The 12,700-nt window shown below is 65.1% G+C and carries 10 protein-coding genes; 5 read left to right on the forward strand and 5 right to left on the reverse strand.

From position 1 onward, the window contains the following. The first annotated feature begins 88 nt into the window (after positions 1-88). Entirely contained in the window at positions 89-1,090 is a 1,002-nt protein-coding gene (locus tag ACM6UT_RS01120) for a polysaccharide deacetylase family protein (RefSeq protein ID WP_416795534.1), read from the forward strand. A 38-nt stretch (positions 1,091-1,128) separates the two neighbouring features. On the opposite strand, the gene bacA is transcribed toward ACM6UT_RS01120, so the two are convergent. Together bacA and ACM6UT_RS01130 are read right to left on the reverse strand one after the other, a co-directional pair. Beyond that, on the reverse strand, positions 1,129-2,391 hold the full coding sequence (gene bacA / locus ACM6UT_RS01125) for a bacteroid development protein BacA (protein ID WP_416795535.1): 1,263 nt from the start codon (positions 2,389-2,391) through the stop codon (positions 1,129-1,131). Positions 2,392-2,549: 158 nt separating this feature from the next. Beyond that, positions 2,550-3,728: a YbfB/YjiJ family MFS transporter gene (locus tag ACM6UT_RS01130; protein WP_416795536.1), complete on the reverse strand. Its 1,179-nt coding sequence runs from the start codon at positions 3,726-3,728 to the stop codon at positions 2,550-2,552. A gap of 166 nt (positions 3,729-3,894) precedes the next feature. Between ACM6UT_RS01130 and ACM6UT_RS01135 the strand changes: the two genes are divergently transcribed. Further along, the gene (locus tag ACM6UT_RS01135) at positions 3,895-4,125 is read left to right on the forward strand and encodes a hypothetical protein (RefSeq protein ID WP_416795537.1); all 231 of its coding nucleotides are present in this window, start codon (positions 3,895-3,897) and stop codon (positions 4,123-4,125) included. A gap of 42 nt (positions 4,126-4,167) precedes the next feature. On the opposite strand, the gene map is transcribed toward ACM6UT_RS01135, so the two are convergent. From map to glpK, 3 genes are all read right to left on the reverse strand, one after another. Then, on the reverse strand, positions 4,168-4,917 hold the full coding sequence (gene map, locus ACM6UT_RS01140) for a type I methionyl aminopeptidase (protein ID WP_416795538.1): 750 nt from the start codon (positions 4,915-4,917) through the stop codon (positions 4,168-4,170). A gap of 60 nt (positions 4,918-4,977) precedes the next feature. Then, positions 4,978-6,024: an LLM class flavin-dependent oxidoreductase gene (locus tag ACM6UT_RS01145; RefSeq protein WP_416795539.1), complete on the reverse strand. Its 1,047-nt coding sequence runs from the start codon at positions 6,022-6,024 to the stop codon at positions 4,978-4,980. 117 nt (positions 6,025-6,141) lie between these two features. Beyond that, entirely contained in the window at positions 6,142-7,635 is a 1,494-nt protein-coding gene (gene glpK / locus ACM6UT_RS01150) for a glycerol kinase GlpK (protein ID WP_416795540.1), read from the reverse strand. A gap of 241 nt (positions 7,636-7,876) precedes the next feature. On the opposite strand from glpK, the gene ACM6UT_RS01155 reads away from it, so the two are divergent. The 3 genes from ACM6UT_RS01155 to xdhB all read left to right on the forward strand — a co-directional run bounded on the left by ACM6UT_RS01155 (position 7,877) and on the right by xdhB (position 12,675). Next, on the forward strand, positions 7,877-8,650 hold the full coding sequence (locus tag ACM6UT_RS01155) for a 3-hydroxybutyrate dehydrogenase (RefSeq protein ID WP_416795541.1): 774 nt from the start codon (positions 7,877-7,879) through the stop codon (positions 8,648-8,650). 32 nt (positions 8,651-8,682) lie between these two features. Next, positions 8,683-10,152, forward strand: a complete 1,470-nt coding sequence (gene xdhA, locus ACM6UT_RS01160) for a xanthine dehydrogenase small subunit (protein ID WP_416795542.1) — start codon at positions 8,683-8,685, stop codon at positions 10,150-10,152. 183 nt (positions 10,153-10,335) lie between these two features. Then, positions 10,336-12,675, forward strand: coding sequence for a xanthine dehydrogenase molybdopterin binding subunit (gene xdhB, locus ACM6UT_RS01165; protein WP_416795543.1), 2,340 nt, complete (start codon positions 10,336-10,338; stop codon positions 12,673-12,675). The last annotated feature ends 25 nt before the right edge of the window (positions 12,676-12,700 follow it).

The raw sequence follows: 12,700 nt of genomic DNA on the forward strand, positions 1-12,700 counted from the left end.
GCAGCGCCTTTCGTCCGGCATCGCCCGAAAATGAGACAAGGCGCCCGGCGGCTCGAATGCCGCAAGCCGCCCCATCGTCAGGATCGTCATGTACCGCTCGCTTCTTCTCCTCTCAACCGCCCTCCTCCTGCCCGTGACCGAGGCTGCAGCCGTCGACCAGCCGCTCTCTGTGAAGCGTCCGCAGATTCTGGTGATCTCCTTCGACGGGGCTGGCAGCAACGAGCTCTGGGCGAGGAGCCGGGCGATCGCGAAGAAGGTCAACGCCGAGTTCACCTATTTCCTCTCCTGCACCAACCTCATCCCGCGCGAGACGAAGAAGGGCTATGCGGCACCCGGCCAGAAACCCGGCCGGTCGAATGTCGGTTTTGCGCCGAGCAAGGAGGATGCCGCCGCCCGTCTCGACCACATCTGGCAAGCCCATCTGGAGGGACACGAGATCGCGAACCACGCCTGCGGCCACTTCGACGGCAAGGGCTGGACGCGCGACGACTGGCTGAAAGAATTCTCAAGCTTCGACACCGTGCTGAAAAGCGCCTGGCAGGCAAACGGCGTCGGCGACCGGGAGCCGAAGGAATGGCAGGATTTCGTCGAGAACGGCATCACGGGCTTTCGCGCGCCCTATCTCTCGGCGACCAAGGCGCTCGCCGAGGCCGAGCGGACCGCGGGATTCGTCTATGACGCAAGCGGTGTAGCCAAGGGACCGCAATGGCCGGAGAGCGACGGCGGCCTGGTCCGCTTCGCCCTGCCGCTGATCCCCGAAGGACCGCGGGACCGGCAAATCCTCGGCATGGACTACAATCTCTTCATCCGCCATTCGGCCGGCCTCGACAATCCGTCGAAGTCGATCGAATACGAGGAACGCGCCTATGCCGCCTTCAAGAGCGCCTTCGACGCGCAATATGACGGCGAGCGCATTCCCCTGCAGTTCGGCTTCCATTTCGTCGAGATGAACGGCGGTGCCTACTGGCGGGCGCTCGAACGGCTGGTGAACGACGTCTGCGGCCGCACCGACGTCGCCTGCGTGAGCTATACGGAAGCGATGCGCATCATCGAGACCGGCCAGAGCCGCGCGGCGCCGGCCTCCAACTAAAATGACTCGCCCGGCGAGTTCCGCCGGGCGACCCCCGCTTACCGGGAAGCGGGCAGTTGGTCGGTGTCGCGCATGTATTCCTGGTCGATTTCGGGCAACGGTTCGTTGTCGATCGTCGCCTCGAAGGCGCGCAGACGCTTGTAGATCGAGAGAAGCTCGACAATCGTCGTCCACGAATTGACCAGATACTGGAACGAGCCCCTGACCTGGTCGAACACGTTGTTGATCTGCGTCATCAATCCGAGCGTCAGCTTGCCGGCGACGATTGACGGCACGAGCACGATGAGACTGAAGAGATTGTCCGCCTGCAGATAGAAGATGCGGGCGACGTTGAAATACATGTAATGAAAATACAGGCGGAAATAATTGCGGCGCACCTCGTCGTAAAGTTCCGCCACCGTCATCGGCCGGGCGCGCGACGGATCATCCTCGCCGTAGACGAGTTCCTTGCGGTAGGCCGCTTCGACGCGCTGGTTGCGGAACTCCAGCCCCGGGAGCTTGATCCCTACGGCCGCGAGGAAGACGGTCCCGAAAACCGACCAGAAGATCGCCGCCCATACAAGCGCATGAGGGATGTTGCCGATGAGCGGCAGTTCGGTAATGTTCGCGCCGAGGGTAAACAGAACCGGCAGGAAAGCGATCAGCGTCATCACGGAACTGACGAGGCTGACACCGAGGCTCTCGACGGTCGACGAGAAGCGCATGGTGTCTTCCTGGACACGCTGGGAAGCCCCCTCGATGACCCGAAGCTTCGGCCAGTAGGCCATGTAATATTCGTTCATCGCGGTGCGCCAGCGGAAGATCCAGTGGCTGACGAAAAACCGGCTCAGCACGCCGATGGTGATCGCGATGAAGGCGATTCCGGCAAAGCCGAGCATGCCCATGTAGAGCTCGCCGGCGGTGACCGAACCGGCCTGAGACAAGGCCTTCTGGATCATGTCGTAGAACGGACCGTACCAGGCATTGATGGCGACGCTCACCTGAACGTTGAAGTAGGTCGTAAAGATGATGAGCGCGCTGCCGAGCACCGACCAGCGCTGCCAGCGATGCGGGCTGACGATGAACCAGAAGGCACTGAAGATCGCAACGACGACAGTATAATAGATGTAAAACCAGAGGAACGGCGTCGACCAGAACAGCGTAGCACCGATCGGCGGCTGCTGGCCTGCGGCGAGCGGCGGAAGCCCTATGACGGCACCGAGATCGCTGCCGCCCGCATACCACACGAGGATTGCAGCAAGCGACCAGAAAGCCGCGGAGAGGAAGAACAATCTGGGATTCGGGAAGAATGATTTGAACACGGGCGGGATACTTTCCTGGCAGGTGCTGTCGGCTCGACGGACGTCTCGATTGTCGCGAAACTAGGGCAGAACGATGTTGCCAGCAATGCTGTCAGGGGTTTGTTACCGCATTGTAACCTGCTGTCCGCAATCCTTCGGCGGCCCGCCCCGACGCGTTCTCAACCGACGCGTTTCCACACCGGCACCGCAAAAACCGCTGCGAGAAGGAGCGCCAGCGCGCCGAGGATACTTGCCACAGTGAAACCGCCGGTCGCCTCCGCGACCCAGCCGGCGACCAGCGGGCCTATGATCTGCCCGATACCAAAGGCCGCGGTCATGAAGGCAAGCGCGCGCCGCGGGCTCTCCGGCGCGAGCGACCGTCCGAGCCGCAGCCCGTAGGCGGTAATCATCATGAAGGTGGCACCGAGCAGCACGCCGCCGGCAAGTGGTGCCGCGATCCCCGGCAACGCGACGGAAGCCAGAACGCCGGCCGCCTCGACCAGAAGGCCGATCAGGTAGAGCCCCGCAAGCCGGAGGCGGGCAAGCAGCGGCCGCCACGCGGCGATCGACACCGCCGCGGCGATGCCGGTCAGGAACCAGGTGAGGAATTCGACGGCGGCACCCGCCTCGCTCATACGCGCCATGGTGACGATGAAGGTTGCCGTAATCACGTAGCCGAAACCGAAGAGACCGTAGGACAGCGTGAGGAGTGTCAGCGGCAGCCGCCATGCAAGCGGCGCCTCCTGCGCAGGGCCGGCCGTGCGGGGTGCCGGCGGCAGCAGCATCCAGACGACGGCAAAGAGCACGAGCGTCACCGCCGCCGCGGTCAGCCACTCCGCGCGCCATGCCGAAGGGTCGTGTCCGCTCCACGTCGCCGTCAGGAAAACCATCAGCGAGGAGAGAGCAATACCCACTCCCACGCCGCCGAAATGAGCAGACTGGACGCCTTCGCTCCTTCTCGCGGCACCGAGTGTCAGCACGATCGACGAGGTGAAGATCAGCGCGAAGGCACTGGCGACACCCGCGACGAAGCGGATGACGACGAAGAGTGCGACACTGCCGGTCACGCCCATGGCGGCCAGCGCGACCGAGCTCACGAAAAGGGCGACGAGCGCGATCAGCCGTTCACGACCCGCGGCCCAGCCGAAGGCGGCGAGGATCGCGCCGGCGAGATAGCCCGCAAAATTGCCGGCAGCGACGAGCCCGGCAGCGGAGGAAGAGAGCGGCACGTCGGCGATCATGCCGGGCAGGATCGGCGTGAAGACGAAGCGGCCGAAGCCCATGGCGGACGCCATGGCCGCCGCCCCGGCGACGGCGGTCGAAAGGAGGCTCGGATCGACGCTGTGCCGGCTGCTCATGCCGCGTTATCGCATCGCGAGCGGCGCCTCACAAACCACAAATACTGATCAGAGGGTCAACCGAACGCGATGGATTCCTCCGGCGGGCTCGCCCGTCGTCGACGAACCCGGCTTGCTCCCTCGGGAAAAATCGCTAGTGAGAAGCGACAATCCGAAGGAGCACCCCATGAGCGACCTCACCCTGAGCCAGGCCATCGATAACATCTACGCCTCGCTCAACAACAACAACGAGGAGATCGATCTCCACATCGCGGCGCTGAAGGCGGCCATGGCCCGCGACGGCGTCCGGGAAGCGGTGTTCGAGACGGCGAAGCTTGCCCAGTCCAATCGCCAGGGCCGCAAGATCATGCAGTCCTACTTCAAGAAGCGGGGCGTGGCCGTCGCTTTCTCTGTCTGAGACGCAGCGACCACAGGCGATCCGCCTTCACGGCATCCGTCCTCAGTCGGCGAGCGTCAGGATCAGCGGCCCGTTGCGGGTGACAACCAGCGTGTGCTCGAACTGCACCGTCGGCGCCTTCGGCTCGCTGTAGAGCGTCCAGGCGTCGTCGCCGTCCTCCGCCCAGTGGCCGCCAAGCGACAGGAACGGCTCGACGGTGAAGACGAGCCCTTCTTCCATGATCCGTGTTTCGTCCGGATCGGGCCAGGTCGCGACCTCGGTCGGCTCCTCGTGCAGAGAACGGCCAACGCCGTGGCTCGCGAGGTTGGTGATCAGCGTGTAGCGGTTCTTCTTCGCGAAAGTGCCGATCGCATTGCCGATGTTGGCGAGCGGCTGGCCGGTGCGGATCTGGTTGAGGCCGACCCAGAGCGCCCGCTTGCCGTCGCGGCAGAGCCGCTCATTCTTGGCCGTGACCGGAGGCACGGTGAACGAGGCACCGGTATCGCCGAAGAAGCCGCCCTTCTCCGCCGAAACGTCGATATTGACGAGATCGCCGGCCTTGATGATCCGGTCGCCGGGGATGCCGTGGGCAATCTCTTCGTTGACGCTGATGCAGGTGGCGCCGGGAAACTGGTAGCAGAGTTCGGGCGCCGAGCGGGCACCGGCATCCTCGAGGATCTTGCGGCCGATCACGTCGAGTTCGCGGGTGGTGATGCCCGGCTCCAGCGCCGCCCCCATGGCTTTCAGCGCGACCGCGCAGAGACGGCCGATCTCCTTGAGGCCATTGAGTTCGTCTTCACTGGAAACAATCATTCGTGCTCTTTCACGCGCAGGCAGACCGGGCAGCGGCCGGTTGCGGCTGTTTCGGGCTGCTTACGCGCCCGTTTCCGCGGGCGTCAACGCTTTTCTGACCAGCGGCGCGACTTTTGTGCCGAAGAGCTCGATACCGCGCATCACCTCCCGATGCGGCGTCAGGCCGATCGCCATTTGCAGCAGGAAGCGGTCATTGCCGAAAATCCTGTGATGGGCGACGATCTTCTCGGCAACCGTCTCCGGGTCGCCCACGAAGAGCGCGCCCTCCGGTCCGCGCGACTGGTCGAAATGCTGCCGGTTGGTCGGCCCCCATCCGCGTTCGCGGCCGATGCGGTTCATCACCGCGGCCTGCGGCTCGTAGAAGACGTCGGCGGCCTTCTCGGTCGTATCGGCGATGAAGCCGTGAACGTTGATGCTGGTCTTCAGCGTCGCCGGATCGCGGTTGGCGCGGCGCCCGCTCTCGCGATAGAGGTCGAAGAGCGGCGCAAAGCGGCGCGGCTGGCCGCCGATGATCGCGAGCGCCAGCGGCAGGCCAAGCACGCCGGCACGGGCGACCGACTGTGGCGTACCGCCGACGGCGATCCAGAGCGGCAACGGTTTCTGCAGCGGCCGAGGATAGACGCCACGACCGGGGATAGCGGCCCGCGTCTCGCCGGACCAGGTGACCACCTCCTCGTCGCGCAGCGCCAGCAGGAGGTCGAGCTTCTCGGCGAAGAGCTTGTCGTAATCGTCGAGGTCGTAGCCGAAGAGCGGGAAGGACTCGATGAAGGAGCCTCGGCCGGCCATGATCTCGGCGCGGCCGTTTGACAGGAGGTCGACGGTCGCAAACTGCTGGAACACCCGCACGGGATCGTCCGAACTCAGGACCGACACCGCACTGGTCAGCCGGATCCGTTTCGTTCTGACGGCGGCGGCCGCAAGGATCGTCGCCGGAGAGGAGACGGCATAGTCGGCCCGGTGATGCTCACCAATGCCGAAGACGTCGAGCCCGACCTCGTCGGCAAGCGCGATCTCCTCCATGAGGTTCGCGAGCCGGCGTGCGCCCTCTGCTCCCTTGTCCGTGGCATTCGGATCGACGTCGGCGAAGGTGTAGAGGCCGAGCTCCATGACTTTGTCCTTTGTAACCGGTGAACCGCATGACAGATAGCAGCCGGCGCACCCGAAACAAGGGACTGCCCGGCGACACAGTGTTCGCCGGGACGCTCTGATGTCACGGTAGGCGGATCAGAACTCGCTCAGCGTTCGCCGTACGGCGTTCCGCCAGCCCTTGAGCTTCGTCGCACGGGTCTTCTCGTCCATGCCCGGGTCGAAGCGGCGGTCACGCGCCCAGGCCTTGGAGAATTCCTCCATGCCCGGCCAGATGCCGGCGCGGCTGCCGGCAAGGAAGGCGGCACCGAGCGCGGTGGTTTCGGTGATCGCCGGCCGGTCGACCGGGGAATCGAGGAGGTCGGCGAGCCGCTGCATCGTCCAGTCGGAGGCGACCATGCCGCCGTCGACGCGCAGCACCGTCTCGTCGCCGCCATTGCGCCAGTCCTTGTGCATGGCGTCCAGCAGATCGCGCGTCTGGTAGCAGACGGCCTCAAGCGCCGCGCGGGCGAATTCGGCGGGTCCGGTATTGCGGGTCATGCCGAAGACGGCGCCGCGAGCCTCCGGGTCCCACCACGGGGCACCGAGGCCGGTGAAGGCCGGCACGAGGTAGACCTGCTGGCCCGGATCGGCGAGTTCGGCGAGCATGCCGGTTTCGCGGGCATCACCGATAACCTTCAGCCCGTCGCGCAACCACTGCACAGCCGCACCGGCGATGAAGATCGAGCCTTCGAGCGCATAGGTCGTCTTGCCGTCGATCCGGTAGGCGATCGTGGTCAGGAGCCGGCTCTTCGAGCGGACCATGTCGCCGCCGGTATTCAGGAGCGCGAAGCAGCCGGTGCCGTAGGTCGACTTCATCATGCCCGGCGCAAAGCAGGCCTGACCGATCGTCGCCGCCTGCTGGTCGCCTGCGACACCGAGGATCGGGACGGCCGCACCGAAGACGGCGGGATCGGTCGTGCCGAAATCGGCCGCGCAATCCTTGACTTCGGGCAGCATCGCGGCGGGAACGCGGAGGATTTCGAGGAGCTCGGAATCCCATTCGTTCGTCGCGATGTTGAACATCAGCGTCCGCGAGGCATTTGTGGCGTCGGTCACGTGGGCGCGACCGCCGGTGAGCCGCCAGATCAGATAGGTGTCGATCGTGCCGAAGCAGATCTCGCCCTTCGCCGCCCTCGCCCGTGCACCCTTGACGTTGGAAAGCAGCCAGGAAAGCTTGGTGCCCGAGAAATAGGGATCGAGCAGCAGCCCCGTCTTCCTCACGAAGAGCTTTTCGAGGTCCTGGCGCTTGAGCTTGTCGCAATAGCTCGCCGTGCGGCGGTCCTGCCAGACGATGGCGTTCTGCAGCGGCCGGCCGGTTTCGCGGTCCCAGACCACCACCGTCTCGCGCTGGTTGGTGATGCCGATCGCGGCGATCTGGTGCGGCTCGACTCGCGCCCGACCAAAGGCATCGTGGATGGAGGCCACGACACTCTGCCAGATGTCTTCCGGATCATGCTCCACCCAGCCGGATTTCGGGAAGTGTTGAGGAAATTCCTTCTGGCCGATGCCGACGATCCGCATGTCGCCGTCGAAGACGATCGCCCGGCTCGATGTCGTCCCCTGGTCGATCGCAAGCACAAATCCGCCCATACGCTTCCTCCCCGATACGCGCAGTTTCTTCTCCGGGCGAAAGTTCAATACGACTGCCGAATGCTTGTCAAAAAGAAAGCGCGGCGATCCGGACGCTCGCGTCCGGGGCATCGGGAAAAGACGAGTGCGCCTCTCAACAACGCAATTGCCACCGTCGCCCGTTTGCGCATAACCTCGCTGAACTGCTGCGACGCAACAGAACGCATGCTGTTCCAGAAAAAAGTTCTTGGGAGAAACTGAAATGGCCAGAACCGTCGTCGTCACCGGCTCCACCAGCGGCATCGGGCTTGCGATCGCCCGGGGCTTCGCCGCCGAAGGCGACAATCTCATCATCAACGGGTTCGGCGATGCGGCGGAGATCGAGGCGATCCGCACGAGCCTGGAAGAGAAAGGCGGCCGCGCCATTTATCACGGCGCAGACATGACGAGACCGGAGGAAATCGCCGACCTGATGGCAACGGCAGCCGCCGAGTTCGGAATGGTCGACGTGCTCGTCAACAATGCCGGCATCCAGCACGTCGCGCCCATCGAGGAGTTCCCGATCGAGAAATGGGACCAGATCATCGCGATCAACCTGTCGAGCGCCTTCCACACCATGCGCGCGGCGATCCCGGCGATGAAGGAGAAGCGCCACGGCCGCATCATCAATGTCGCCTCCGCCCACGGGCTGATCGCCTCCCCCTTCAAGGCCGCCTATGTTGCCGCCAAGCACGGGATCATGGGGCTCACCAAGACGGCGGCGCTGGAGCTCGCCGAATTCGGCGTGACGGTGAATGCCATCTGTCCCGGTTACGTGCTGACCCCGCTCGTCGAAAAGCAGATCCCCGACACGGCGAAAGCCCGCGGGATCAGCGAGGAGCAGGTGAAGTCCGACGTCATGCTGAAATTCCAGCCGACCAAGGAATTCGTTGCCGTCGAGGAGGTCGCGGCCGTCGCCCTGTTCCTGGCGAGCGATGCCGCCCGCCAGATCACTGGCACGCACATCTCCATTGATGGCGGCTGGACGGCGCAGTAACCTTGGCGGTTCAGACAGCGGAAAGGCACTGCATGACCGACTGCATTCGCTTCATCCTCAACGGGAAGGACATCGCACTGAGGGACGTCGACCCGACGGGCACGCTTCTCGACTTCCTGCGGCTCGATCGCCGCCTGACCGGCACAAAGGAAGGCTGCGCGGAAGGTGACTGCGGCGCCTGCACGGTCCTTGTCGGGCGCCTCCGGGGCGGCAAGCTGCACTACGAGACGGTGAACGCCTGCATCCGCTTCCTCGGCTCGCTGCACGGGACTCACGTGGTTACGGTCGAACATCTCGTCGCCCGCGACGGCACGCTGCATCCGGTCCAGCAGGCCATGGTCGACTGCCACGGCTCGCAATGCGGCTTCTGCACGCCGGGTTTCGTGATGTCGCTCTACGGCCTCTGGCTTTCCAACGACAATCCTTCGCGCGCCGAGATCGAAAAGGCGCTGCAGGGCAATCTCTGTCGCTGCACCGGCTACGAGCCGATCGTCAAGGCGGCGGAACTCGTCTCCAGGACGCGGCCGAGCGCCCTCTTCGATCCGCTCGAACGGGACCGCACCGCGATCACCGCAAAACTCTGGGAGCTGAAGACGGGGGAAACCATCGCCACCGGGAAGGCCGGCCGCCGGCTGATCGTGCCTGGGACGGTCGCGGCACTCGCCGAGGTCCTCGCCGCCGAGCCGACCGCGACCGTCGTCGCCGGCGCCACTGATGTCGGGCTCTGGGTGACCAAGCAGATGCGTGATCTGGACCCGGTCGTCTTCATCAATCACCTGGACGAGCTGCAGCAGATCGAGGCAACCGCCGACGGCATCACGATCGGCGCGGGCGTGACTTACGAACAGGGCTCCGCGACGCTGCGGGCCGAAATCCCCACCCTCGGCCGGCTGATCGACCGCATCGGCGGGCAGCAGGTCCGCAATGTCGGCACGATCGGCGGCAACATCGCCAACGGCTCGCCGATCGGCGACATGCCGCCGGCGCTGATCGCACTCGGGGCGACCGTGACCTTGCGCTCCGCCGACGGCCGGCGCGTCCTGCCGCTCGAAGAGTTCTTCATCGCTTATGGCAAGCAGGATCGCCGTCCCGGCGAGTTCGTCGAGAGCCTCTTCGTGCCGCGGCCGTGCACCGGGCAGCACTTTGCCGTCTACAAGGTCAGCAAGCGCCGCGACGAGGACATTTCCGCACTCTGCGGCGCCTTCCTGCTCACCCGCGGCGACGGCAACACCGCAGAAGACGTGCGCATCGCCTTCGGCGGCATGGCAGCGACCCCGAAGCGGGCCGCGGCCGTCGAGGCGGCGCTTCGTGGCAAGCCGTGGGCGGAGGCAACGATCGCCGCCGCCCGCCCCGCCTTCGACGACGACTACACGCCGCTCACCGACTGGCGGGCGAGCGCCGAATACCGGCAGTTGACCGCAAAGAACCTGCTGACGCGCTTTTTCCTCGAAGCCTCGGGAACACCGCAGGAACTGAAACGATTTGCGGAGGAGGAGGCATGATGGCCGAGCGTCTCTCCACCTCCCCCTTGAGGGGGGAGGTCGCCGCAAAGCGGCGGGTGGGGGCGATCCCTGCTGTCACTTTCGGCAAACCGACCAGCGAGACTGGAACAATGCTCACCCCACCCCGGAGCTATGCTCCGACCCTCGCCCTCAGGGGGAGCGTGGAACTGGGAGGCCTTCCCCATGCATAAGCCGACCTACGAGACCTACAAATACATCAACGGCCCGATGCACCAGGCATTGCGCCATGATTCAGCACACAAGCATGTCGCCGGAACTGCCGAATATATCGACGATATTCCGGAACCGGCCGGCCTGTTGCACGGGGCGCTCAGTCTTGCCGATCGCGCCCATGCCGAGATCGTCTCAATCGACCTTTCGGCGGTGAAGGCCCATCCCGGCGTGGTCTGCGTCCTGACTGGCGCCGACGTGCCGGGCGTCAACGACATCTCCTCCGGCGGCCACCACGACGAGCCGCTGCTGGCGACGGACGAGGTCCAGTTCCACGGCCAGCCGGTCTTTGCGGTGATCGCGACGACGCGCGACGCCGCCCGCCGCGCCGCGCGGCTTGCGCGCATCGAATACCGCGACCTGCCGCACTGGACCGACATCGACGGCGCGATCGAGAACGACGCGCCGCTCGTCACCGCCGGCATGACGCTGGAACGCGGCACGCCGGAGGCCGAACTGGACAATGCCGAGAACCGCCTGATCGGCGAAATGCGCATCGGCGGGCAGGAGCATTTCTATCTCGAGGGCCATGTGGCGCTCGCCATTCCCGGCGAGGACGACGAGGTGCAGGTCTGGTCCTCCACCCAGCACCCGTCGGAAATCCAGCACGTGGTCGGCCATGTGCTCGCCATTCCATCCAATGCGGTCACCGTCCACGTCCGGCGCATGGGCGGCGGTTTCGGCGGCAAGGAAACCCAGGGAAACCTCTTCGCGGCACTCGCGGCGCTCGCCGCCAAGAAGGTCGGCCGCGCCGTCAAGTTCCGTCCCGACCGGGACGAGGACATGACCATGACCGGCAAGCGGCACGACTTCCGAATGGATTTCGACGTCGCCTTCAACGGCGACGGGCGGATCCATGCCCTCGTCGCCAATTTCGCCGCCCGCTGCGGCTATTCGGCCGACCTCTCCGGACCGGTCACCGACCGTGCGCTCTTCCACGCCGACTCGAGCTACTTCTATCCGCATGTGAGGCTGACCTCGCAACCCTTGAAAACGCATAGTGTTTCCAACACGGCCTTCCGCGGTTTCGGTGGCCCGCAGGGCATGCTCGGCGGCGAGCGGATCATCGAGGAGATCGCCTATGCGCTCGGCAAGGACCCGCTCGAGGTCCGCAAGGCGAATTTCTACGGCACCCCCGGCTCCGGCCGTGATGTCACGCCCTACCACCAGAAGGTGGAGGACAACATCATCGCCCGCATCGTCGACGAACTCGAACGGAGTTGCGACTATCAGGCCCGCCGGAAGGCGATCATCGACTTCAATGCGGAAAGCCCGGTCATCCGCAAGGGCATCGCGCTGACGCCGGTGAAGTTCGGCATTTCCTTCACCCTGACAGCCTTCAACCAGGCCGGCGCGCTGGTCCACGTCTATCAGGACGGCTCGATCCACCTGAACCATGGCGGCACCGAGATGGGCCAGGGGCTCTACACGAAGGTGGCGCAGGTGCTCGCCGATGCCTTCCAGGTCGACATCGACCGCATCAAGATCACCGCGACGACGACCGGCAAGGTGCCGAACACCTCCGCGACTGCCGCCTCCTCCGGCTCCGATCTCAACGGCATGGCGGCCTACGACGCTGCCCGGCAGATCAAGGAGCGGCTCGTCGCCTTCGCCGTCGAGCACTATCAGGTGCCGGCGGATGAGGTGGAGTTCCTGCCCAACCGGGTGCGGGTCGGCAATCGAGAAATCCCCTTCCCCGACTTCGTAAAGAAGGCTTATTTCGCCCGTGTCCAGCTTTCGGCCGCCGGCTTCTACAAGACGCCGAAGATCCACTGGGACCGGGCAGCCGGGCGCGGCACGCCCTTCTATTATTTCGCATATGGTGCGGCCTGTTCGGAAGTGTCGATCGACACGCTGACCGGCGAATACGTGATGGAGCGCACCGACATCCTGCATGACGTCGGCAAGTCGCTCAATCCGGCAATCGACATCGGCCAGATCGAGGGTGGCTTCGTCCAGGGCATGGGCTGGCTGACGACCGAGGAACTCTGGTGGGACGATAAGGGCCGGCTCCGCACCCACGCGCCCTCCACCTACAAGATCCCGCTCGCCTCCGACCGGCCGAAGATTTTCAACACCCGGCTTGCCGAATGGTCGGAAAATGCCGAGCCGACCATCGGCCGCTCCAAGGCGGTCGGCGAGCCGCCCTTCATGCTGGCGATCTCGGTGCTCGAGGCCCTGTCGATGGCGGTCGCCAGCGTTGCCGATTACAAGGTCTGCCCGCGCCTCGATACGCCGGCCACGCCCGAGCGGGTGCTGATGGCCGTCGAGCGGCTGAAGGCCGGCGGCTGAGGCATGATCCCGGCGCTGCAGGAGG

This window comes from Ciceribacter azotifigens, assembly GCF_048159625.1.
Lineage (GTDB): Bacteria > Pseudomonadota > Alphaproteobacteria > Rhizobiales > Rhizobiaceae > Allorhizobium > Allorhizobium azotifigens.

Coding starts and splice junctions, on each gene's coding strand:
- glpK (WP_416795540.1), bottom strand. CDS start 7,635: ATGGGCGGATTTGTGCTTGCGATCGACCAGGGGACGACATCGAGCCGG.
- ACM6UT_RS01145 (WP_416795539.1), bottom strand. CDS start 6,024: ATGGAGCTCGGCCTCTACACCTTCGCCGACGTCGATCCGAATGCCACG.
- ACM6UT_RS01135 (WP_416795537.1), top strand. CDS start 3,895: ATGAGCGACCTCACCCTGAGCCAGGCCATCGATAACATCTACGCCTCG.
- ACM6UT_RS01130 (WP_416795536.1), bottom strand. CDS start 3,728: ATGAGCAGCCGGCACAGCGTCGATCCGAGCCTCCTTTCGACCGCCGTC.
- map (WP_416795538.1), bottom strand. CDS start 4,917: ATGATTGTTTCCAGTGAAGACGAACTCAATGGCCTCAAGGAGATCGGC.
- xdhB (WP_416795543.1), top strand. CDS start 10,336: ATGCATAAGCCGACCTACGAGACCTACAAATACATCAACGGCCCGATG.
- xdhA (WP_416795542.1), top strand. CDS start 8,683: ATGACCGACTGCATTCGCTTCATCCTCAACGGGAAGGACATCGCACTG.
- ACM6UT_RS01155 (WP_416795541.1), top strand. CDS start 7,877: ATGGCCAGAACCGTCGTCGTCACCGGCTCCACCAGCGGCATCGGGCTT.
- ACM6UT_RS01120 (WP_416795534.1), top strand. CDS start 89: ATGTACCGCTCGCTTCTTCTCCTCTCAACCGCCCTCCTCCTGCCCGTG.